Here is a 22,315-nt window from a genome sequence, read left to right on the forward strand (position 1 = left end):
ATTGCCCGGCGACAGAGTAGTGGAATTTTATTGCGAGAAGCCCGCATTTGCAAATAAGAATTATTAGCATTATATTCCCTGCCGATTTTCCTCGTCGCTCTGACTTCTTTATCTTGCTAGGGATTACGTCATGTATAAACGCCACCTGCTCAGCAACGCCGTTTCACTTACCCTCCTTGCTTCAATTGGGGCGAACGCTATCGCCGCAGAAGAGAAAGGGAATGAGTATGCACCGCAGGCAATGGAAAACATCCTTGTTATCGGCGAGAAGACAGAGCGATCCCTCAAGGAAACCACTTCTTCCGTATCTGTAATTACCGAAGAAACCTTGAACAGCATGCAGCACCTGAGCATTACTGATGCGGTGTCGAATATCTCCAACGTGGTAGTGCTATCTGGCGCCACACCGGATATTCGCGGTGTTTCCGGCAACGGTTCGGCCACCGGTTTTAACTCTTTTTCCGGCGGCGCCAAAACCCGAGTCTCCACGCTTATTGATGGCGTTGCCGAGCCGTTTGTTGCGGATCTCACTGGCGACAGCGGTATTTGGGATCTGGAGCAAATTGAAGTATTCCGCGGCCCCCAGTCCACCAGCAATGGGCGCAACAGTATTGCCGGCTCTGTATATATCAAAACCAAGGACCCCAGCTTCGACTGGGAAGGTGCCGCCCGTGTGGGTTATCGCAACCAGGACGGCTATATCGACACTTCCGGTATGATTTCCGGCCCGATTGTTGAAGACACCCTCGCCTTCCGCCTGACCGCCCAACAGCTTACCGGCGACACCATCAGCAATGCCCAAGAGTATGAGGGCAATCCCGCTGACTTCGACCTGAATACCCTGGAAACCCAGCGCCTGAAAGGCAAACTGCTGTGGACCCCCACTGAAAAGCTGAAGACACTGTTTACCGTGTCCACTAACAGCGAAGAGGGAAACACCGGGCGTATGTACTACACCCTAACCGGTGTTGACGACTACGAGACTTATTTCTACCGCGACATGGACACCGAATCCACCACAACCAGTGTTAAAGTGGATTACCAAATCAGCGATGATATCTCTATCGAAGTCCTGGCAGCCTATATGGACTACCAGTGGGGCTTTGACGCCTATGAAGAAGAAGCCAGCAGCGAGCAGTACGTTCGCATGGATGAGCAGAACAGCACTATTGATGCGAAGCTCAATTTCGGTCTCACCAGTGACACCCTGCACGGCTTTATCGGCCTCGCGCATTTTGAGCGAGAGCAGGACTTTAACAGCTCCAACAGCGTTACCTATTTTGGCGATGACGAGAGCACCTCTACCGCTATTTACGGTGAAGTGACCTACGCACTAAGCGATAGGCTGAACTTAATCAGCGGTTTGCGTGTTGAAAACGAACAACAAGACCGCAACTTCAACTTCAACAATGGCTACCTGATCGCGGGCTTGGATATTGATGAAACTATCACCCTACCGAAGATCGCCCTGCAATACGATCTGAGCGAAGACACTACCGTTGCTGCCAGCGCGCGCAAAGGCTACAACTCCGCCGGTGGTGCTCTCAACTTTAGCGCGGGCGATTACTATTACTACGATGAAGAAACCGTTAACACCTACGAGCTGGCCGTGCGCAGCAGCCTGGCAAATGGCACTGTCAGCCTTAACGGTAACCTGTTCTTCAACGACTACTCCGGCTATCAGGCGCTCAGCTCTTCCCGCACTATCGTCAATATGGATGAAGTCGAGACTTACGGTGTAGAGCTCGAAGCTATTGCGATGCTAACCCCTCAATGGGAGTTGCGCGCCGGCCTGGGCCTGCTGGAAACTGACATCACCGATGCGGGTGTTGATTACGAAGATGCCGATGGCAATGAACTCAACTCAGCGCCGAATATCACCGCAAATTTAGGCACAAAATACTGGATTAATGATGCACTGAGTCTGGGCGTCTCTGCCAACTATGTAGGAGAGTACTACGGCGACTTCAGCAATACCGACGAGAGAGTGGCCGGCGATTACACCATCGCGCGCCTCAATGTTAACTATGAAGTCGAAGATTGGAGCATCTCTGCTTATATTAACAATGCCCTGAACGAGGAAGCCTACCTGACAGTTGAGCCGGTCGGCAGCCGCTACCCAGACGGTTACGCATCGATTATCGACCCGCGCAATGTCGGTATCTCCGCGACTTACCGCTTCTAATTTGCCCCGCTAGCGATCGCTATAAGCCCACCCTCTGAGTGAGTCAGCCTCACTCAGAGGGTGGTTTTCTGCTTTCATACAACGCTACTGTGCAATAAGCACCATATTACTATCCCCATTCTGGGAAATATTGGCAGTCTGGAAATCATTAACCTGACTGAGCGTAAATGAATTTGCATCACCCTGCTGAAATGAAGTAGCAGAGCCAAAGGCCCCGCTTTGAATTGTTACCCCCACATTATTTAAACCAATCTGTGTGGTATTCGCCTGATTGAAACTGCCAGACTGCGAATGGACAATATTATTTGAGTTACTCTGCTGGCTGATGGTACTCGCATTGCTGTCCACCTGCATAACATCAGCCCAATTGCTATCACCTAATTGGTTCAATGAGGAAGTACTGCTAGTAGAAAAAGACTGGTTCACCGTAGCCGTGTTTGAATTGCCCTGCTGCACAGTGCCTGCGGCACTGGCAGAACTACCAATTTGCACAACAGTCCCAGTATTGGAGTCGCCGGTCTGAGTGATAGTAATATTGCCAGAAGTGCTATTAGATTGATTAACTGTGGCAAAGTTAAACGTATTGAACTGCCTAATTGCCACCACATCGGCATTAGACAGTGTCTGATTAACCACACTAATATTACTATCCCCAGTCTGGGCGATATTAGCGGTCACCGTATCGGACCCATTCTGAGCAACGGTGGAGTCATTTAAATTGCCCACTTGCCCCTGAACAATTGTACTCGAGGTATTACTGTTTATTTGCGAGGCGAATTGTGTATTGTCATCTCCATCTTGGAATTGATTGACAAAATTGAACGTCACCGTTGGATCACTTTGATCCACGGTCACACTATTCCCTATTCCGACTTGACTCTGAATCGCAGTATTGTCAGAAGCAAGAATCCCATAACTTGCAACAGCAAGCAGAACCCCTGCCGCCAACGGGGCACACCTTTTCATATCTACCGCCCTCAAATATAGAACGTCTCTAAACCCGGCTTTTTATACTGAAAAACCAATTTGCACCTTATCCAATCAGTTTGGTAGAAAGCCATCCATGATTGAGCCGCACTTAAATTCCCTAGTGTCAACACCCACACGCGTAAACTTTAACCCTGCAAAGATCCAAATTTACAACGCCTCCTGAGTATTATTCCGGGGAGCCGCCCCAACAATAGGAAGATAGTGCAGAAAATCTAAGAAGAAAGTTTCTCAAAGCCCGAAACAAATAAGCCTACGGAAAACATAGGAAAAAATTCCTATTGCGAACGGCAAAATAGAGACCACACTTCGAAATATTTGCATAGGCCAGCCAACCACTAAACACGGCGGGACGCACCAATGAAAAAAGCATTGCATATTAAATCGATACTGATGGCCACAACAGGCTGCGGCTTGGTCGGTTTTGCCAGTATCGTCTCAGCGGTAAGCTGCGGAGATACTATCACGACTGCCGAGGTGCTGGATGCCGACATCATAAATTGCGCAGCCTCCCCGGCCATTACCGTCACCGGGCCAACCGGCAGTCTTGACCTGAATGGATTTACGCTTTCCTGTGATGGATCAGCTATTGGAATCTTATTGGATGGATCTTTCGCGGGATTAAGTAATAGCCAACCATCCAGTGGAACTATCAGAGCTTGTGACACCGCCGGCATATCCGTTGAGGGCACGGGTTTCCACACTATAGTGGGGGTCACCACATCAGAGAATGGTGCTCTAGGCGTGTCCGTTAGCAGTGATAATAATTTTTTCAACAGCTCCAGCCATACCGACAACCAAGACACCGGCATCTATATTAGCGGAGATGAGAATAGCTTTTTTTCAGTCGATGCGAGCGGTAATCTAGCTGCTGGAATTGCCATTTTTGGAGACTACACCCGTATCTCCCAAAGTATCGCGGACAACAACGACATCGTAGGAATAATCCTTATAAACGCAAATTATACCAGTGTTATACAGAATACCGCCTCAAGCAATGGAGAATACGGTATTTTAGTAGATGATACCGGGCCCGTAGGAAATATTATTCTTGGAAATCAAGCTCAATCCAATATTATACGCGACATGTTTGATGACAGCTCATCCCCATGTGTAGGAACTACCTGGTTTGCAAATGACTTCAACACCTCTAATGAGTCCTGCATCGAATAGACCGGTATCGAGTATAGGGCCCACCACTAGTCTTCTGGGCCCTTTTGTAAAAATCTTGCCTGCAAAACCCTAGGCGATTCTCTGCTCTGGAGCAAACATAATAATGGCCATCCCCAGCATCGCCACTCCCGCACCGCTCAGGTCCCAAACGGTAGGTTTAACGCCATTTACCAGCCACAGCCAGATAATTGAGGAAAAAATATAAATCCCACCATAAGCGGCATATACCCGCCCCGCCGGGGCCGGGTGCAATGTCAGCAACCCGGCGAATATGGCCAAGCTAATAGCGCCCGGCAGCAGCAACCAGATACTTTTATCCTGCTTTAACCACAGGTAAGCCATATAGCAGCCGACTATTTCAGCCAACGCCGTGAGCAGGAACAACGCGATTGTTTTTATTTCAAATGGCAGCATAAAAAATTATATGCTCAACTGCTTGCAGGGCATACATTTTCAAGACGCATCGTAAATGCACGCTTCATATAGGAGAATTGCTCAATCTTCTGCATATGGCCGCCGAGGGAATTTCTTGCGCGGGAAAAACGCTGTTTCTCCGCTTTACTCATCCCTTCATAGTAAAGATACAGGCTTTGCATTGGCGCCATAGCGGCCTTCTCTGCCCGATAAAAAACATCGTCAGACATTGCCAGATCGACCTTATCCCGAATAGAGCCATCCGGCATAATTTGCACTGACACACTGGGAACATAGTTTGCGATCGGCCCCTCCAGGTTAAGGATAGAGGATTTTTCCTCACTGAGCTTTTTTGCGATATAAACCTTTAACTTATTGCTGCGAACCTCTAACTTCACAAACGGTTTAACCTCGTTAAACTTCTCTTTGTCCGCCTCAAAGAGTTTTACCAGAGCCTCAAGCATCACCAAACTCTGGGTATTGATAAAGCGCTCATACTCTTCCAAATAACATGAGGCTTGCGCACCACTACTCAACAGAAAAAATAAACTAAAGAATAATCTTTTCATTGACCTAACTATTATCCTGAATATTTGCTAATTTTCTCGCCTTACACGCACTGGCGCTTCGCTTAACCCTGCACAGTTTAGACCTCATTGAGATTATCTTCGGCCGGCAATTGCGCTTGAAACTTTATCTTTATAAAAAATACGCAGCCTGCGTCTTTTCCTCGATGATTTGCGCCAGAGATATTCAGAAAACAAATCGGGGCTAGACTGTCCGATAGCGGTTGACGGCTTCCGGCACATAAAAGTAAAGAAACTGCACTCTAGTGATAATCGGGCAATAGTACCGGGGGTAAGCGGGAGGCCTCCAACATCCACTCTTTGATACTCGCGCGCGCCAACAGTCTCTCTATCCATTGTCGGGTCTGTGGCCAGGGCTGCAAATGGGGGCTGTGGGAATAGATTCTGATCACCGTTGGTACAAAAGCCAAATCCGCCAGGGAGAGGTCCCCCATCAGGTAGGGGCCACCATTTTGCTCAAGCTCTCCCTCCCAGGCGGCAAACAGGCGCTCCGCGTCCATCTCCTCTTCTGGAGTCATTGAGCGCTTATCCGGGTAAAACGCACTCTCAAAAGACAGGCGCGGGCACAACCCCGACAAACCCGAGTGCTGCCAACTGAGCAGGGCTCTGGATCTGGCCCGCAACAACGGTTCTCTGGGTAAAAGTTCAGCGGAGCCAATATCATTGGCGTACTCCATAATCGCCAGGGAGTCAAAGATAATGGTATCCCCGTCTTGTAAAATAGGCACAGTTCTCGCGGGGGATAATTCACCAATACGCTGTAAGTTCTGCACCCGCTGTGGCTGGCGAATATCCACAACCACTTCATCAAACTCAATTTCCTGCTCACGCAGGGCCAACCAGGCTCTAAAGGCCCAGGTGGAAGCGTTTTTAGTACCCGAGTGCAAAACACGAGACATAGTCAATCCATTGTTATTGAAATTTTATTGACAAGCTATTTCAAGCGCGCCGAAATCATTACGTTATAACAACATCGCAAACCACATTAAAGGACCAACCGGAAAGTCAGTGATTATTTTTGATCAACTTCACATCCCCTGAAACAGACTCTTCATAATTAAACGATATGCAGCCTGCTTTTTAAATTGTTGCTGATCGACCCTACAAATCAAGCAGTTCAAAACAGCAAGCGCCAACTATTTAGTAAAAATTAACCGGATCAAAATAGCGGAACCAAAATCACTGCAAAAATATTAATCAACCAGCCTAGAGAGACTGGCAGCTATTGCAAACAGGCAGCCCCCACTGACAAAGCCGTTAGAAACCCAATATTCGTACCACTACAATCGGTATCGAGTGTATCGTTCAAATTATAAGGAGCACCACCCAAAGAGGCATTTCAGCTAACAATATTGCCATTTAAATTTTTCAGAATAATAACAGCACCCTATTCACTTTAAAGCAAGCTCGCTTAACCGAGGTGCGGGGCATTTATTCTCCCTCTAGCTTGGACAGGATTAGCTATTCCGCAATAAGAAAAAATACCCAGAGGGGCTCGCATTATTAATGCGAAGGGATTAGCTGGAAAAGAATCCGTAACAACAGTGACTAACACAGCAAAACTAATTATAAACCCGACATAAAAAAACCCGGCCATGGCCGGGTTTTTTACTAATTAAAGCGCTAGAGAATTACTTTATACCCAACACTTCTTTACCCTGAATAAAGGTAACATCAACCGGGATGCTGGCCTCAGCCAAACGATCCAGGTCAGCCTGTAATTCAGGGCCAATAACGCCTTTAGTTTCCAGCAGGGACTTGGCCTTGTTGTAATCGCCATCCCCTTGGATGGTAATAATCAGACGGGACAGGTTGGTCATCGCCTGCTGCATCTTATCAAAGTCAACGCTGTATTGACCGGTCTTGGTATCGCGAGTGAATGCGCCCTGCTCCTTGAAGTAGTTAAAGCGCATCATATTGGCTTTACCGTGGGCGCTGGCGGCACCAAAGCGCACACTGCGGAAAATACCGGCCAGGAAGGTCACGTAGTTATCCATCAGCTGGCCTTCTTCCAGCTCGCCTTTTTCATGCAGGCGGGTAACCATGTACAAACCGAGGATATCGGCCTTGCCCTCTTCCAGTGCAGAAGAGGTTTCCTTCAGGGCCTGACGCACGTTGTTTCCCCCCTCTAGCGTCTTTTTAATACCCAGGCCATGGGCCACTTCGTGGAACATGGTATTGGCAAAGAACGCCGGGAAAGTGATGTTCTTGCGCTGATCTTCAGCGATCAATACATCGCTGATCGGCACCAGGATCTTGTCAAACTTGGCCTGCATGGCATTTTTAAGCTGAAGGCGACGGGTGCCCTTGGCCAGCTGTACCTCCTCATCATTGGGGAGGTTAATCGCAATGGTCTTGGAGCCCGCATTGCTGTGGCCCGCATAGAAGAGCACATCGTAGGCGTTCAGGTCTGAATCGGTACCGGGCTCTTCAGACTTGTATTTCTCTTCAACCGGCAAGCCCTTTTGCAGCTCGGGCAACAGGGCGGCAAACTTGGCCAGCTTTTTACTCCACTCCTTGTCCTTCAATAGAACATAGGACTCGTAAGCGGTGCGGTAGGCGAACAGTTGGTCCTCGTAATTTTCAATAGGACCAATAACCACGTCGATATCATTCTCCTTCATATCCATCCAGGCCATATCGCTGGGGCGGAAATTATCGGAGAGCAGGGCGTCGGCACGCATGGTGAGGTACTGGGCAAATTCTTTGCTCTCAGCCAGGCCTGCGGCCTGGCGCAGAATGCTTGCGGCCTTATTGAGGTCTGTATTATAAGCTTGGCTGTATGGGATCAGCTCCAATTTGCCGGCGCTATTGCGACGCACCAGGGAGTAGAGGCCGTCTTTGCCCGCTTGATCCCAGCTTTCAAACTCTTCGCGAGTCATATCTGCCGGGTAGAAATTGGCGCCGAGGGGCTTGTCGCTATAACCGGTAATAAACGGTTTATTATCGTCCAGGCGATCCCAGGGGCCGTAATTGATTTCGGCAAACTTGCGCGCGCGGTTATCTTCAATATCGGGCAGTAAATCCTCTGCCGGACCATAGGACTGCAACCAGAAGAGGCGGTCCATAATCTGGCTGGCATCGATTAACAAACCGATCATTTTGCGCTGGTTTTCGGTCAGATCACCCAGGTCTGCGGTGAGTTCAACCGGTACATAGATATCAAAACGCTTATCCGCATCCTCTACCTTTTGGCCTTCGGGTACAGGTACTGTCTTGGATTCGACAATCTGGGCCTCAGCCTCCGCCTTGGCAACCTCATCGCTCTGCTGCTCTTTTTTGGAACAAGCGCCAACAAGGGCCAGTGCCAACACTGCTGCCGCTATCTTGGTAGCCTGAAAGGGAATGGTCATATCGCTCTGCCTATCAATTTTTTGTATCGGCGCCACATTAGTCTGGCTGCGGGGATTTATCAACCGTTAGGATGCGGGTAGCTCTGCCGTTTGCGCCTCAGTTCCACGTTCCTGTTGTTGTATACGCCACAGGGCTGCGTAGTGTCCGCCAGCGCGTATCAATTCACTATGGGCACCCTGCTCGACAACCTCCCCCTGGTCCAGAACTAGAATCCGGTCCGCATCGACAATCGTGGAGAGGCGATGTGCAATCACCAGTGTGGTCTGCTCCCGTGCAATCTCCTGTAGAGAGGTCACTATGCCCTGCTCCGAGTGGCTGTCCAGAGATGAGGTGGCCTCATCAAAAATCATAATTGGAGGCTTTTTAAGTAGGGCCCGCGCAATAGCTACCCGCTGCTTTTCACCGCCGGACAATTTGAGCCCGCGCTCGCCCACCAGGGTATCGGCCCCCTCCGGCAGCTGTTGGATAAAATTTGCCAACTGGGCGTGCCTAATCGCCTCATCCACTTCTGCATCGGAGGCGTCCACGCGACCATAGCGCACATTTTCCCGGATCGACTGGTTAAACAACACCGCATCCTGAGGTACTACGCCAACCGCTCTGCGCAACGACTCCTGGGAAACGCTGCGAATATCCTGCCCATCAATAGAAATTGAGCCGCTATTAACGTCATAGAAACGAAACAGCAGCTTAAACAGGGTGGACTTGCCCGCGCCGCTGGCACCGACAATTGCGATCTTTTGACGCGGTTCCACAGCAAAGCTAATCCCTTTGAGTATTTCCCGGTTGCCCTTGTAGCCAAACTGGACACGGTCAAACTCAATGCGCCCTTCCGCCATCGCCAGAGAGGGAGCCTGGGGCAGGTCTTCAACGGCGGGCTTTATCTTCAGCAGCGAGAACATTTTTTCGATATTTGCCAGGGCCCCTTTCATCTCCCGGTAGACAAAACCGAGGAAATTCAGCGGTATAAAGATCTGCATCATAAAGGCGTTCACCAGCACAAAATCGCCGATGGTCATAGTTCCCTGGCTGACACCGACGGCAGCGAGCACCATTGCCGCACACATGGCGCTGGCAATAATCAGGGCCTGACCGATATTGAGGCCAAATAGGGACAATCTATTCTTGCGCCGCGCCGTTTCCCAGCTGGCCAGCTCCCGGTCATAGTGACTGGATTCGTGTCGCTCATTGGCAAAATACTTGACGGTTTCATAGTTGAGCAGGCTATCGACAGAGCGACTACTGGCCTGGGATTCGGCCTCGTTCAGCTCCCTGACAAAGCGCGTGCGCCACTCCGTGGCCACGATAGAAAAGCCGATATAAACAATAACCGCAAGCAATACGAGCAGCGCGAATAATCCGCTGTAGTTCCACCAGAGCAGCCCCGCCACCATGGCAATTTCCACCAGGGTGGGGACGATATTGAACACCATAAAGCGCATCAGGAATCCAATACCGCTGTTGCCCCGCTCAATATCCCGGGAGAGACCACCGGTACGGCGATTCAGGTGGAAGTCCAAATCCAGCTTGTGCAAATGCTGGAACACTTCCAGGCCGATCCTGCGCTGGGCTCGCTCGGTCACACGGCCAAAAATGGTATCGCGCAGCTCTCCAAACAGGGTGCTGGAAAAGCGGACGGCCCCATAGGCCAAAAGCAGTCCCAAAGGCACTGCCACCACCTGAGCGATTCCCCCGGCGCTGTCCAGATCATCGACGATATGTTTGAGTAAAAATGGCAGGGTAACACCGGCAACCTTGGCGCCGATCAGACAAAGAATCGCCAAAACCACCGCGCGGCGAAATTCTAACAGGTAGGGAAAAAGGGTTTTCAGGGCACCCCAGTGCACTTCATCCAGTGCAACCGTGGACTTGGGTCTCGGCATAATCTATCCAGGCGGAGAAACTAAACGCTTATTATAATTCGCCAATAGAAGTTATATAAACGCCGGCCTCTTAAGCACCATGCTAAAACACCCTATCACCCCTGCGGGCAGGTCATCACACTGAGCCTGTTGTCGATGCCAGTGTTTTAGTCATCAAACAACAAAAGCGTCAGTGTGGACCTATCGGGATAAAAAATAACAAGCCGCCGCTAGGCTTGCATATGCTCAAGCATATAAGTCAAAACTTCATCGCTGTCATCTACCAGCCTTTCTATCAGGTCGAGGTGATCCCGATTATTCGCCAGCCTGAAATGACAGGGCTTATCCATTTTCAGCATTTTCTCTTGATACTCTTTGGTCTGCCGAAAGAATTCAGGAGTATCAAATTCTGGCACAATTAAATGGAGGGGACACGCCGTTGTATCAACACCAGACTCCAATAGCTGGGGACTGACTTTTTCAGCGGACTCCATCGACATATTAATGGCATCATTGACAAAACTATTCACCAGTGGGCGAATATCAAAGAGCCCGGCGAGGGAAAACACCCCTTTCAACTTGCTCTGTGCCGATGCAGATACGCCAAATTGACTCCAGTCAGTCTGGTGCAATAGTGCAGCCAACTGGCCGCCTGCCGAGTGTCCGAGCAGATATACCGACGGGGCCTCTTTTGCCTCAGCCTCTTTCAGTACACTCGCCACCGCCCACTGCATCTGTGTGACAATAGACTCCATTGGGGTGTCGTTTTCCCAGTCTGGAGCCATACGGTAGCCCGGCATATAGACCGCAAAACCCTTTTTGTTAAAAGGTTCAGCCAGAAAAGAAAACTGCTCTTTCGAAAACCACTGCCACCAGCCCCCGTGGATATATATTACGATCGGGGCATTTTCCGAGACGTCATTCGGCCTGAAAACATCCATCGAGCCGGATAAGTCACCCTCGCCAAAACTGGCCGTATGCAAGCCCGCCTTAACCGCTTTGCGATAAGCCTCGCTGCGACTCCCAGTAAATTCAGCGTGAGACGGCAACAAAAGATCCGTCGGCAGGCGCCGCGTCCACAGTGTAGGGTTATATTGTTGGTCAGTTTTCTCGCGGTTAAAGCTATACCAAAACTCGTTCACAGCTAGTGTCCTTACTTGTCGTTCGGGTTGACTGCTTCGAATTGATCATCACGTAATAGCATAGTACCGTCCTCCTGTAGGACCCACAGCTCACGGGTGATCACACCTTGTGCATGATTCATTTTCCACTGGCTCGACAGCACGGTGGAGATTTCATCCACAACCTCAATTTTTGCGCCAATATAGGTCACATCGGCGAAACCTTGATCGATCAGATTTTGCCAGAACGTCTGTATACTCTCGCGACCTTCAAATACACCAAACGGTTTAGCGGTCATCTGGGCCTGCGCTTCATACATGGATGCGCACCCGGCGGCATTGCCACTGTTGAAGTAAAACTTCCACTGTTCACTGGCAGCTTTTGTTTTTTCAATCAAGATATCGCTCACTTCAAAATCCTCTTCTGCTATAGGTAACGACCTTATGCCCATAGATTGCACCATGGCACCGGTTGTGATAAATACCCATTGGTTAATATTAGTGTTTAGGAAAATTGAACGATGAAACCGAGCCTGGAAGATATGCAGGTATTCCTAGCGGTGGTAGAGGCCCGTAGTTTCACCCTGGCAGCAGACCGCCTGGAGCGCACCAAGTCGGCAGTCAGTCAAACCATTACCCGATTGGAGTCAGATATTGGCACGCGCTTGCTTTACCGCAGCACCCGCTCCCTATCTCTCACCGAGGCAGGTGCGGAGTTTTATGCCCACTGCCGGGAAATTAAAGATATTTATAACTCAGCACTGGCAAGCCTCAGGCATAACAGCGATAAATTGGCGGGCTCATTATCTGTAACGGCTCCCCACGCACTGTGTGAACCGCTGATTGTCCCAGCAATTATCAAACTGGCCGAACAGCACCCACAATTGAAAGTCAGGCTATTGGCCAATGATTCCCCCATGGATCTGATTGAGTCCCAGGTAGACCTGGCCATTCGCGTGGGCAACCTTGAGCTGCAATCGGCTAAAGTCTCAAAGCTCGGATTGCTGGAGGAAAGCCTCTATGCAAGCCCACAGCTGATTGAAAAACAGTGCGGTATTCCCCCGGACCTCTCCGAACTGCAAAACTGGCCACATATTGCCAATGACTGGCAGGGTACGCCGCTAAAATATGAGTTAGGCAACGAGGTTTTAATAAGAGCTACGCCCAAAGTGCGCTGTAACTCCCTACACGACATAGTACAGTTGGTTGAGGCCGGCATAGGCATTGCCCGGCTACCGGATATCATTACCCGGAAAATGGTCGGCAAAGGCACCCTTTGTCCGATAACCCCTATCGCCGCAGCCCCCATTCACTATATGCATCTATTTTCCCAAAGGCCGCCGGCAAAGGTGCAAACCTTTATCAAGGCGATTAAGGCCCAGTTACAGGCTTTTAGCGCGCAAAAATAATCAATAAGCCTCTGTAAATCTTGCAGAGGCGCCTTGATTCCAGGCTGATGCCAGTGGTGATATGGCATCAAATGATAATACTGGGCGATTCCGCGCAAAGAAGAGGAATAGGGAAAAGGTGCATTAATGGAGAGCGGCTAAAACTGTACCGAAGTCACTCTTTGGCAAAATTAATTTTAACTGGGGAGCCCAAATAACCCATACAGCAGGAGCCAGTCGCTTTTAGGGGCTGAACGCAGATTTCAGCCCCGACATGCACCCTACCTTGCCAAACTTTAGGTAGCGGTTTACCCGCTTGCAAAGTGGAAAACACTACAGTCTTTTTCAGCTATTTTTAGTGGAAAAAATAGCAATATTCACTGGCGATCAGTTGCAGCGAAAATACTGGAAGGTGGAGTCTTGGGTATAGCGTACCAATACATCTCCACCAGAAGCCAGGGAGTAAACTTCCTCTGACTTCCAGACCTCTCCCTCACCCTGCATATTGAACACCAGGTGAAGATTGTTATCACTCTGGCTGGCGGCCATTAACTGGCCTGACGACTCTTTAAATTGAACTCGGTCACTCGCCAAAATCATAGAAGCTGCCGGCGCAGCGTTGTTACAGGATTCCTGAGTCACCGCCCATTGACCCTGATACTTCGGCGGTACTGTGGACACTGCACAAGCCTGGACTAATCCCATTCCCAACAACACACAGAAAAAAGATAGAGCTCTCATTTAAGTAATCCAATACGAATACAATAGGGAGGTTAAGAATATAAGAACCTTTCTATATAAGCAGGACTTACCCCACAAATAAATCCTGCCATCATTTAAAATCGTGAAATAGTCACCAAACAACAAAAGCTTTTGGCGACCACCGGGCACGGAGAAGTATTCTATTCCCCCGTTAAAAAAACCCAAACGATTAACACAGAAAAGCCGGTGATATCCCGGCTTTTGGAGCAGTTTACCCTCAATATTAAAAAGGTTTAAAAGACGGGGAGCACTCTACGAGGCTACGCGTTAATTGCAAACCCCGACAAAACAGAAACATTAAGGAGGGAATACTTAATAAATAAAACTCAACTTATATAAATTAAAACTAATTTAATGCGCGCAGCGGCACATCATCGCGACGCCCAATAGAGGCACCTAATATTCTCACCAGGAATTCAGTTAAGACGCCTGCGGTAAAGCCCCAAATTTCATAATTTTCATACAGATAAGCCGGTAGATAAATCGCCTGATTATCAATAATAATCCGATCAGTGCGAATGCGTGGGTCCGCGAGAAAAAATGACAGGGGGACTCGAAATACCGCATCCAGTTCCCCGGGATTGGGGGACAACTGCATATCCGGTGAGATTATTCCCACCCAGGGAGTAACATGTACCTGCCAGCGTGTAGTGCGTGGCCACAGGGGGCCGAGAATACGCACATCATCCATAGGCAGATTGACCTCTTCTTCGGCTTCGCGCAGGGCGGTGTATTGAAGCGAGGGGTCAGTGGCATCCCAGCGTCCTCCGGGGAGGGAGACCTCGCCAGAGTGCGTGGAGAGATTAGCAGAGCGCTTGGTGAGAATTACCTGGGGGTCGGGCTCCTCGGTCAAGGCAATCAATACCGCTGCATGCCCCTGTAGATCGGGGCCAACCGGCACCCTCGCCTGCAAGTCTTCTATTTGTTCTATGATCTTGTGTTCAATAATTTCTAGCATAAATCCGTGCCCTGCCCCGATCACTGCGGGGACCCCTTAACTTTTATCATACCGATTTTCAGTGCTGACACTGAGTGATATGCCACAATCTCCATTTGTGCTCTGCCACCTTACTATCCAATCTGCGAGCTGGGTCAGGAGGCTTCAGCCCTACCCTTCGCAGCCTCTCCCGGCTCATTTTTGGGGGTATAGCCCCCTTTGAGCTTTTCCCGTACCGTTTGCACCAGAGCGTAATACACCGGCACCAGCAAAGTGGCGAATATACTCGCAGCCAACATGCCACCGAAGACCACCAGGCCGAGAGAGACCCGACTCACCGCCCCGGCGCCAGTGGCGACCAGCAGCGGTATTACCCCCAAAATAAACGACATCGCCGTCATCAGAACCGCGCGGAAGCGCAGGCGGGTCGCCGATAGGGCCGCAGCCGCTATCGATTTGCCCTTGTCGCGCTCCACACAGGCAAACTCTACGATCAGTATCGCACTTTTTGCCGCCATACCAATCAGCAGTACCAGACCAATCTGTGTATAGAGGTTATTGATGGACCCGGCAATAAATACCGTAAACATTGCACCGCCAATCGCAATGGGAACACACAGCATTACCGCAAAGGGAATAGTCCAGCTCTCATACTGGGCCACCAAAAACAAGTAGACAAATACAATGGCCAAAGAGAACAGAATTGGGGCCAGATTACCCGCCGTCACCTCCTGCAAACTGATACCAGTCCACTCATACCCGTAGCCCTCTGGCAGATCTGACGCCAAGTCCTCCATCGCGTCCATCGCCTGGCCGCTGGAATAACCCGGTGCCGGTGATCCATTAATCGTCACACTGTTATACAGGTTGTAGCGGGTTATGGTTTGCGGGGCGACCACGGGGGTAATGGTTGAGACAGCGGTCAGCGGTACCAGGCCGCCACTATTGGCGCGGACGTAAAACCCCGACAGGTTTTCCTCGTTGTCGCGAAACTGTGCATCTGCCTGGGCGATAACCCGAAATACCTTTCCATACAGATTAAAGTCATTGATGTAGTAGCCACCCAGAAAGGTTTGCAGGGTTAAATAGACATCCGGAAGCGGCACCCCCAACACATGTGATTTCTCTTTATCCACCTCTAATTCCAGCTGCGGTGTAGCCGCCTGAAAACTGGTAAAAGCCTGAGCGATTTCGCTGCGCTGGTTGGCGTTGCCCAACAGGTCAAATAAAACCTGGGACAACTCAACCGTACTGCGCCCCTGTAAATCCTCAAGTACATATTCAAAACCACCGACGGTACCGATCCCCGGAAGCGGTGGAATCACAAACGGCATAACCTGTGCATTGGGAATCGCGAATAATTTTTTCTGTACCCGCTCCATAATGGCAAACTGGCTATCTGCTTTACTCGTGCGCTCATCCCAGGGTTTGAGCACGGCAAACATCATCGCCGTATTGGAGGAGACACTGCTGGTAAGTAAGTTGTAACCGGGCACACCTACCACGTGGGCCATACCCGGCTCCTCCCGCAGAATATCGGTTACCTGGTTTACGACCGGACCGGTTCTCTCCAGGGAGGAACCATCTGGCAGCTGCACGTGCAGCATAAACGTGCCCTGATCTTCATCGGGAATAAAACCGGAGGGGATTCGGCTGAAGAGTAAAAAACACAGCAATAAAATCACAATAATTGAGGCAACACCGATAATTGGTATTTTAATGCAAGCCCTGACGAGCCCGACGTAAAAGCCCGTGGCAATATGTAGGGACTTATTAAAGAAAGCAAAAATACCGCTTTCCTTAATTCCCGCCACCTCGCCATCTTTGCCGGGTTTCAATAAGCTGGCGCACAGGGCCGGACTCAAGGTGAGTGCATTTAGGGAGGAAATAGCTACCGCCATAGAAATGGTGATCGCAAATTGCTGATACATTTTTCCGGTAATGCCCGGCATCAACATCACCGGTACAAAAACGGCAAATAACACCAGAGTGGTGGCAATCACCGGGCCGGTGACTTCACGCATTGATTCCAGCGCCGCCTCTCTGGCCGAGAGACCCTCCGCCATTAAGCGCTGAGTGTTTTCCACCACAATAATCGCATCGTCCACCACTATGCCGATTGCCAGAATCAGGGCAAATAGCGTAATCGTATTGATCGTCATTCCGAATGCCAGCATTAGGGCAAAGGTGCCAATCAGGGATACCGGAATCGCAATAGCCGGTACCAGTGTGGAACGCCAATCCTGCAAAAACAGGAAAACCACGAGAATCACCAGTACCAGGGCTACGATCAGGGTTTCCACCACCTCTTTTATGGAGGATTCAACAAATAGGGTGGTGTCGTAGAGAATTTCCGCGTTTAAGCCTGCGGGAAAACGCTGGGATAACTCCGCAACCTTGGCCTTAATCCCCTCGGCCACCTCGATCGCATTGGCTTCTGGCAACTGGTACACCCCGATCACTGCCGAAGCCTGATTATCCAACTGCCCATAGGAAGAGTAGGATTCACTGCCCAACTCCACCCGCGCCACATCCTTGACTTTTACCATGGCGCCATCGGCTTTGGCGCGGATGGTGATATCCTCAAACTCACCGGGAGAGGCCAGGCGCCCCTGCACCAGAATATTGTATTGGAACTGCTGATCTTTACGGATCGGCGGTGCCCCAATTTGGCCGGCGGCAACCTGCACATTCTGCGCCTCTACAGCGGCAATCACATCCTGGGCGGTGACATCCAGCGAGGCCATACGATTGGGGTCGAGCCAGAGGCGCATGGCGTAATTGCGCGAGCCAAAAATAACAACATTGCTCACCCCCGCTACCCGCGCCAATTCATCCTTTAAATAAATTTCGGCGTAATTTGCCAAAAATAATTCATCAAACTTTTCTTCCGGGGAAAATACATTCACCACCAACAGCAGCGTGGTACTCTGCTTGGAAACCACCACACCATCCCGGGTAACATCCTCAGGTAATTGCGGCGTGGCCTGCTCCACCCGGTTTTGCACGTTCACCTGGGCAATATCGTCGTCGTAGCCGGGCTTAAACGTCACAGTCAGACTGTAGGAACCATCGTTGCCACTGGTGGAGGACATGTAGTCCATCCCCTCCACACCATTAACTTGCGACTCAATCGGTACCGCCACACTATCGCGCACTACCTCAGCGCTGGCACCGGCATAGGTGGCGGTGACATTGATGGTCGCGGGAGTGATTTCGGGGAACTGCGCCACCGGTAATTGCGGCAGAGAGAGTATGCCCGCGAGGGTAATCAGTATGGAAATAACAAAGGCGAAGCGCGGCCGCCGAATGCAAAAGGCACTGATCATGGGTAGCGACAGCTATTTGTAGTCATCGTCGCTCTCCCCAGGTGCCGGGTTTACCCCCTTATCGACTGCCGGCAGGCCTCCCTCGCCGGGCATATTTGCAGAGTCAGGTTTTGCGCTGGGAGCAGCTTCGGGCTCGGCCGGCGGGGCCGGTGGCGCAGCAACCTTGTAAGGGTCTCTCGGTGTGTTTTGCGGGGTAACCGGCTTTCCAGCCACAACTCTCTGCAATCCATTGACGATTACAGACTCACCGACGGCGAGCCCTCGGTCTACAGCCCACAGCTCCCCTTCCCTCTGCCCCAGCGTCAGGTAGCGCTTCTCAGCAATATAATTGTTACCCAGGACAAAGACGTAACGCCCCTGCATATCCTCCATAACCGCCGACTGGGGCACCAGGGGTCTCAGGGCATCACTGCCGGTGTAGGCCCGGATCGACACCCGGGCAAACTGCCCCTGTACTAACAATTGAGCGGGGTTGGGGAACAGGGTGCGCACCGCAACCGACCCGGTATTGGGGTCGATCTGGTTGTCGATAAATACGATCTCACCCCGGTACGGATAGTCATTGCCATCGGGCAGTTCAATACGCACATCCAGGCGTGTTGGGCTCAAGCCCTCCCGCTGCCGCCGCAGGGAATCCACTTGCACCGCATAGAGCTGTTCCTCTGGCACCTCGAACAACACATAGATGGGGTCCATTTTTACAATCGTGGCCAGGGGCTCGGAATTTGGCCCCACCAGAGAGCCCACGGTAAAGTCGGTGCGCCCAATCCGCCCGCTGAGTGGCGCGTAGACTTTAGTGTAGGAAAGGTCCAGCTCGGCGCTTTGTACTTTGGCGCGGTTGGCATCTACCTGGGATTCCGCTTCTTCGAACTTCCCTTGCAGCTCATCCATCTGTACCTGGCTGATCGCCCCGGTCTCCACCAGGCGGCGGCCGCGGTGAAAGTTGCGCTCGGCCACTCTCAGGGAGGCTTGGGATTGCTCCAGGGTGGCGCGTTGATTGGCCAGCTCCGCCGCAAACGGGCGCGCATCAATCTCAAACAGTAACTGCCCCTGCTGGACAGTTTCCCCCTCTTTAAAATTGCGGCTCTGGATATACCCTTGTACTCGCGGGCGAACTTGATACTCATCGGTAGCCTCAACCCGACCGACAAATTCATAGCGGGGAATCACCGGCTCCTCTCTGACAACCAGTACTTCTACTGGTGGTGGAGGCCGCACCTTTTGCTCACTACCTTTACCACCACAGGCACCGAGGGCGAAGAGCGCTAACCCGAACAGTAAGAAACGCGCCATCACAGGGTAGACACCGCCTTTGTACTTCAACATCATTAACAACTATAGGCGTCAACCGGTCGGGAAGCTGGCGCTCCAACTTTGCATGGGTATACTGACGCCATGAAATTTTGCAGCCAATGCGGCAGTAGCGCCGTCACACTTTCCATCCCCAAGGGTGATGACCGCCCCCGCCATACCTGTGGCCGCTGCGGCGCCATTTACTATATCAACCCCCGGGTGATTGTCGGGGCCGTGCCCTATATCGGCGATAAGGTGATGCTGTGCAAGCGCGCCATACAACCGCGCCTGGGGCTTTGGACCCTGCCCGCCGGGTTTATGGAAAATGGCGAGACCAGTGAAGAGGGGGCCCTGCGGGAATCCTGGGAGGAAGCCCGGGCCAGTATTCGCGTCGATGAGCTCTACTCTATCTACGATATCCCCCATATCAATCAGGTCTATATCATGTACCGGGGCGAGCTCACCGATATGAATTTCGGGCCCGGACCGGAATCCCTTGAAGTTGAGCTATTTCGCGAGGATGAAATTCCCTGGGGAGAGATCGCTTTCCCCATTATGCAGCGCACTTTGGAGCACTATTTCGAGGATACCCGCACCGGCCAGTATCAACTGCACCGCGGAGTAATTAATCGCAAGCTGTAAGCCAATTTTAATTAATCACTGACCCTGCATTAAAAGGACGTTTGCATGAAATACTTTCCAATGCTCGGTGCCTTAATACTGGTAGGCATTGTGCTGCCGATGATTTTACCGGGCCCGGATGGTAAACCGATAATGTCACCCTCCGACTGGTTGCCACCAGCAGCAGATATTTCAGCGATTCACGCAAGCGGCGCACAGGCCCTGCAAAGCGTGCGGCAAACCACCCGGGAGTCAGCCACCCAAATTGAGGCGCTGACAACTTCCAGCGAGCTTATGCCCCAGGGGGATGCAAGCAAACAAACTTCAGAAGTTTTTACCTGGAAAGACAGGGATGGCAACTGGCACTTCTCCGATACGGTGCCGGAGGGACTGGCTTCACACGTGCGCATTCACCGTGTCAAACCCCTAAACAGCGTCAGCGCCAACGATCCCTTCAGCTTAAAACCCGGTTCGAGCGAACGGGGCAGCAGCAACTCAGAAAGGGCGATGCCCAGCCATCACTCCAACCTTTCAGAATTAATGGAAGATGCACGAACGATTGAGCAAAAAAGCCGCGAGCGGCAAAAGGTGCTCGACAATCTCTAAGAAGTACGGCAAAGAATAGTATCAGCCGGCAGCGCAGCGCTCATCCAATCGCCAGAGGTCAAATGCCGGCTCTTCATAGGGGTGCGCTGTCCGCAGTGCATCGAGGGCGGCATCCACCCGCTCATCGGCACAGACCATCTCCACCCGATACTCCGCAACCGTCTCTACCTGGCCCGATGCACCAATAAATGGCTGACTCCCCTCCAGCGGCCTGAATTGCCCAGTGCCCAATACCTGCCAGCAACAGCTGTCATAATCACCGATGCGACCGGCACCCGCCGCAAAAAGCGCCTGCTTTACCGCGTCCAGATGGGTCTCGGGAATATAAACACAGAGTTTATACATCAATAGCCCTCCTCTACTCCCGCAAAAAATAAAGAGGCCACAAGGGCCCCTTTATTTGCCGATGCCAACTAAAACATCATGGTCATCAGTTTGCGCTGATACTGGGTGGCGATAGGATCGCCAGCACCCAGGCTCTTTACAATATCCAGGAAAGTCTGTTTGGCTGCACCATCGGCAAAACCCATATCTTTACGCAAAATATCCAGCAATAATTGCAGGGCTTCCTCGTGGCGATTGGCCTGGCTGTACTGCACCGCCAACTGATAGGCCGCATCACTATCTGCGGGATTCTCTTGCAGAGCTTTTTGCAGCGCCTGGATTTCTGGAGTTTCCGCTGCCTGCTGTTTGAGTTCCAACTGAGCCATCAGCTGCTGGTATTCCGCGTCCTGATCCGCCAGCAGAATTTTACTGAGCACAGTCTCCGCTTCCTGAGCCCGGTTTTGATCGAGCAAAATAGCAGCCAGTTGTTTGGCGATATCGATGCGTTCAGACGATTCGCTATAGGCTTGTCGCAGTAGCGGCAGGGACTCGGCGACTTTGCCTTCACCAATTAGCGCCTGCGCCTGCTGTAACTTTATATCCCAGGGTTTCGGCAGGTACTTATCCAGCATCTCGCGAATTTGCGACTCCGGCTGTACCCCGGCAAAGCCATCTACCGGCTGCCCTTCTTTTAAAACCATCACGGTAGGTAAGCTGCGCACCCCCAGCTGGCCCGCCAGCATTTGCTCAGTATCCGCATTGACCTTGGCCAATAAAAACTGACCGTTATACTCGTTGGCCAGTTTTTCCAGTACCGGCATCAGCTGCTTGCAGGGTTCACACCAATCGGCCCAAAAGTCCACTACAACCGGGCGCTGCATAGACTCTTCAATCAGCATTTGCTGGGCATTTTCTGCCGTTACATCAACAATAAATTCGCTCACATCTTCTCCTAGATTAAATCTGGATGTCTCTATTCTTCGGCACCGCTAGCGGTAGAGTACCTCTGCACCATAGGCCAGTTCCAGGGACTCCCGCTCAACCTTGCGAAGGCCCTTAACCACCAAACCATACGAGTGATCTACCATGCGCTCAATCTCATAGTCGGGCACTGTGCCATCCAACAACACGGTATTCCAGTGTTTCTTGTTCATATGGTAACCCGGGATAACACCGGAAAAGATATCCCTTAAAGCCTGGGCTTCATCTGGATCGCACTTGAGATTACTGGCATCCACGCCCCGGTAACAGCTTAAAGTAGCAAACATGCGTCCTTTTACCTTAAACACTGCCACATCCGCAGCAAAGGGAAAATCCTCAATAGCTTCCGGCCGCGCGAGCAGATACTTTCTCAAAGCGTCTTTTTGCATAG

General features: G+C 51.1%; 20 protein-coding genes. 5 read left to right on the forward strand and 15 right to left on the reverse strand.

The window, feature by feature from the left end; all coding sequences use genetic code 11:
* Positions 1-130 precede the first annotated feature (130 nt).
* On the forward strand, positions 131-2,185 hold the full coding sequence (locus tag ACJJIF_RS08990; protein WP_444931881.1) for a TonB-dependent receptor: 2,055 nt from the start codon (positions 131-133) through the stop codon (positions 2,183-2,185).
* 84 nt (positions 2,186-2,269) lie between these two features.
* On the opposite strand, the gene ACJJIF_RS08995 is transcribed toward ACJJIF_RS08990, so the two are convergent.
* Complete coding sequence (locus ACJJIF_RS08995) at positions 2,270-3,133, reverse strand: hypothetical protein (protein WP_444931882.1); 864 nt, start codon at positions 3,131-3,133, stop codon at positions 2,270-2,272.
* 399 nt (positions 3,134-3,532) lie between these two features.
* Here ACJJIF_RS08995 and ACJJIF_RS09000 point away from each other — a divergent pair, with 399 nt between their 5' ends.
* Complete coding sequence (locus ACJJIF_RS09000) at positions 3,533-4,345, forward strand: right-handed parallel beta-helix repeat-containing protein (RefSeq protein WP_444931883.1); 813 nt, start codon at positions 3,533-3,535, stop codon at positions 4,343-4,345.
* A 69-nt stretch (positions 4,346-4,414) separates the two neighbouring features.
* On the opposite strand, the gene ACJJIF_RS09005 is transcribed toward ACJJIF_RS09000, so the two are convergent.
* The 7 genes from ACJJIF_RS09005 to ACJJIF_RS09035 form a co-directional block, all read right to left on the reverse strand.
* The gene (locus ACJJIF_RS09005; RefSeq protein ID WP_444931884.1) at positions 4,415-4,759 is read right to left on the reverse strand and encodes a YnfA family protein; all 345 of its coding nucleotides are present in this window, start codon (positions 4,757-4,759) and stop codon (positions 4,415-4,417) included.
* 14 nt (positions 4,760-4,773) lie between these two features.
* The gene (locus ACJJIF_RS09010) at positions 4,774-5,328 is read right to left on the reverse strand and encodes a hypothetical protein (protein ID WP_444931885.1); all 555 of its coding nucleotides are present in this window, start codon (positions 5,326-5,328) and stop codon (positions 4,774-4,776) included.
* 260 nt (positions 5,329-5,588) lie between these two features.
* Complete coding sequence (locus ACJJIF_RS09015) at positions 5,589-6,245, reverse strand: glutathione S-transferase family protein (RefSeq protein WP_444931886.1); 657 nt, start codon at positions 6,243-6,245, stop codon at positions 5,589-5,591.
* 732 nt (positions 6,246-6,977) lie between these two features.
* Positions 6,978-8,699: a DUF8614 domain-containing protein gene (locus ACJJIF_RS09020; RefSeq protein WP_444931887.1), complete on the reverse strand. Its 1,722-nt coding sequence runs from the start codon at positions 8,697-8,699 to the stop codon at positions 6,978-6,980.
* A 66-nt stretch (positions 8,700-8,765) separates the two neighbouring features.
* Positions 8,766-10,583 (reverse strand): ABCB family ABC transporter ATP-binding protein/permease, encoded by a 1,818-nt coding sequence (locus tag ACJJIF_RS09025; protein ID WP_444931888.1) that lies wholly within the window; start codon positions 10,581-10,583, stop codon positions 8,766-8,768.
* 209 nt (positions 10,584-10,792) lie between these two features.
* Entirely contained in the window at positions 10,793-11,704 is a 912-nt protein-coding gene (locus ACJJIF_RS09030) for an alpha/beta hydrolase (protein ID WP_444931889.1), read from the reverse strand.
* 11 nt (positions 11,705-11,715) lie between these two features.
* Positions 11,716-12,093: a Cif family virulence factor gene (locus tag ACJJIF_RS09035; protein WP_444931890.1), complete on the reverse strand. Its 378-nt coding sequence runs from the start codon at positions 12,091-12,093 to the stop codon at positions 11,716-11,718.
* A gap of 111 nt (positions 12,094-12,204) precedes the next feature.
* On the opposite strand from ACJJIF_RS09035, the gene ACJJIF_RS09040 reads away from it, so the two are divergent.
* On the forward strand, positions 12,205-13,092 hold the full coding sequence (locus tag ACJJIF_RS09040) for a LysR family transcriptional regulator (RefSeq protein WP_444931891.1): 888 nt from the start codon (positions 12,205-12,207) through the stop codon (positions 13,090-13,092).
* A gap of 366 nt (positions 13,093-13,458) precedes the next feature.
* Here the strand turns inward: ACJJIF_RS09040 and ACJJIF_RS09045 are convergent, their stop codons facing one another.
* From ACJJIF_RS09045 to ACJJIF_RS09060, 4 genes are all read right to left on the reverse strand, one after another.
* Positions 13,459-13,812: a hypothetical protein gene (locus ACJJIF_RS09045; RefSeq protein WP_444931892.1), complete on the reverse strand. Its 354-nt coding sequence runs from the start codon at positions 13,810-13,812 to the stop codon at positions 13,459-13,461.
* 367 nt (positions 13,813-14,179) lie between these two features.
* Positions 14,180-14,791, reverse strand: a complete 612-nt coding sequence (locus ACJJIF_RS09050; protein ID WP_444931893.1) for a CoA pyrophosphatase — start codon at positions 14,789-14,791, stop codon at positions 14,180-14,182.
* A gap of 134 nt (positions 14,792-14,925) precedes the next feature.
* Positions 14,926-18,099 (reverse strand): efflux RND transporter permease subunit, encoded by a 3,174-nt coding sequence (locus tag ACJJIF_RS09055; protein ID WP_444931894.1) that lies wholly within the window; start codon positions 18,097-18,099, stop codon positions 14,926-14,928.
* Positions 18,100-18,111: 12 nt separating this feature from the next.
* Positions 18,112-19,425 carry an efflux RND transporter periplasmic adaptor subunit gene (locus ACJJIF_RS09060; RefSeq protein ID WP_444931895.1) on the reverse strand — a complete coding sequence of 438 codons (1,314 nt, stop codon included), beginning with the start codon at positions 19,423-19,425 and terminating at the stop codon, positions 18,112-18,114.
* A gap of 69 nt (positions 19,426-19,494) precedes the next feature.
* Between ACJJIF_RS09060 and ACJJIF_RS09065 the strand changes: the two genes are divergently transcribed.
* Together ACJJIF_RS09065 and ACJJIF_RS09070 are read left to right on the forward strand one after the other, a co-directional pair.
* Positions 19,495-20,034, forward strand: coding sequence for an NUDIX hydrolase (locus ACJJIF_RS09065; RefSeq protein WP_444931896.1), 540 nt, complete (start codon positions 19,495-19,497; stop codon positions 20,032-20,034).
* A gap of 45 nt (positions 20,035-20,079) precedes the next feature.
* Positions 20,080-20,619, forward strand: coding sequence for a DUF4124 domain-containing protein (locus ACJJIF_RS09070; RefSeq protein WP_444931897.1), 540 nt, complete (start codon positions 20,080-20,082; stop codon positions 20,617-20,619).
* 21 nt (positions 20,620-20,640) lie between these two features.
* Here ACJJIF_RS09070 and ACJJIF_RS09075 read toward each other — a convergent pair whose 3' ends face one another.
* The 3 genes from ACJJIF_RS09075 to ACJJIF_RS09085 all read right to left on the reverse strand — a co-directional run bounded on the left by ACJJIF_RS09075 (position 20,641) and on the right by ACJJIF_RS09085 (position 22,313).
* A complete protein-coding gene (locus ACJJIF_RS09075; RefSeq protein ID WP_444931898.1) occupies positions 20,641-20,964 on the reverse strand; it encodes a YqfO family protein in 324 nt (107 codons plus the stop codon).
* Positions 20,965-21,032: 68 nt separating this feature from the next.
* A complete protein-coding gene (gene trxA, locus ACJJIF_RS09080; protein WP_444931899.1) occupies positions 21,033-21,887 on the reverse strand; it encodes a thioredoxin in 855 nt (284 codons plus the stop codon).
* A 45-nt stretch (positions 21,888-21,932) separates the two neighbouring features.
* Positions 21,933-22,313 (reverse strand): MmcQ/YjbR family DNA-binding protein, encoded by a 381-nt coding sequence (locus tag ACJJIF_RS09085; protein WP_444931900.1) that lies wholly within the window; start codon positions 22,311-22,313, stop codon positions 21,933-21,935.
* Positions 22,314-22,315: the final 2 nt, after the last annotated feature.

This window comes from Microbulbifer regidiadema (SeqCode) (assembly GCF_052467605.1).

What these genes read in the sequence shown, in the direction of transcription:
- ACJJIF_RS09060 (WP_444931895.1), bottom strand. Translation starts at nt 19,425, where the DNA reads ATGTTGAAGTACAAAGGCGGTGTCTACCCTGTGATGGCGCGTTTCTTA.
- ACJJIF_RS09010 (WP_444931885.1), bottom strand. Translation starts at nt 5,328, where the DNA reads ATGAAAAGATTATTCTTTAGTTTATTTTTTCTGTTGAGTAGTGGTGCG.
- ACJJIF_RS09075 (WP_444931898.1), bottom strand. Translation starts at nt 20,964, where the DNA reads ATGTATAAACTCTGTGTTTATATTCCCGAGACCCATCTGGACGCGGTA.
- ACJJIF_RS09050 (WP_444931893.1), bottom strand. Translation starts at nt 14,791, where the DNA reads ATGCTAGAAATTATTGAACACAAGATCATAGAACAAATAGAAGACTTG.
- ACJJIF_RS09005 (WP_444931884.1), bottom strand. Translation starts at nt 4,759, where the DNA reads ATGCTGCCATTTGAAATAAAAACAATCGCGTTGTTCCTGCTCACGGCG.
- ACJJIF_RS09015 (WP_444931886.1), bottom strand. Translation starts at nt 6,245, where the DNA reads ATGTCTCGTGTTTTGCACTCGGGTACTAAAAACGCTTCCACCTGGGCC.
- ACJJIF_RS09085 (WP_444931900.1), bottom strand. Translation starts at nt 22,313, where the DNA reads ATGCAAAAAGACGCTTTGAGAAAGTATCTGCTCGCGCGGCCGGAAGCT.
- ACJJIF_RS08990 (WP_444931881.1), top strand. Translation starts at nt 131, where the DNA reads ATGTATAAACGCCACCTGCTCAGCAACGCCGTTTCACTTACCCTCCTT.
- ACJJIF_RS09040 (WP_444931891.1), top strand. Translation starts at nt 12,205, where the DNA reads ATGAAACCGAGCCTGGAAGATATGCAGGTATTCCTAGCGGTGGTAGAG.
- ACJJIF_RS09055 (WP_444931894.1), bottom strand. Translation starts at nt 18,099, where the DNA reads ATGATCAGTGCCTTTTGCATTCGGCGGCCGCGCTTCGCCTTTGTTATT.
- ACJJIF_RS09045 (WP_444931892.1), bottom strand. Translation starts at nt 13,812, where the DNA reads ATGAGAGCTCTATCTTTTTTCTGTGTGTTGTTGGGAATGGGATTAGTC.
- ACJJIF_RS09025 (WP_444931888.1), bottom strand. Translation starts at nt 10,583, where the DNA reads ATGCCGAGACCCAAGTCCACGGTTGCACTGGATGAAGTGCACTGGGGT.
- ACJJIF_RS09065 (WP_444931896.1), top strand. Translation starts at nt 19,495, where the DNA reads ATGAAATTTTGCAGCCAATGCGGCAGTAGCGCCGTCACACTTTCCATC.
- ACJJIF_RS09070 (WP_444931897.1), top strand. Translation starts at nt 20,080, where the DNA reads ATGAAATACTTTCCAATGCTCGGTGCCTTAATACTGGTAGGCATTGTG.
- ACJJIF_RS09000 (WP_444931883.1), top strand. Translation starts at nt 3,533, where the DNA reads ATGAAAAAAGCATTGCATATTAAATCGATACTGATGGCCACAACAGGC.
- ACJJIF_RS09020 (WP_444931887.1), bottom strand. Translation starts at nt 8,699, where the DNA reads ATGACCATTCCCTTTCAGGCTACCAAGATAGCGGCAGCAGTGTTGGCA.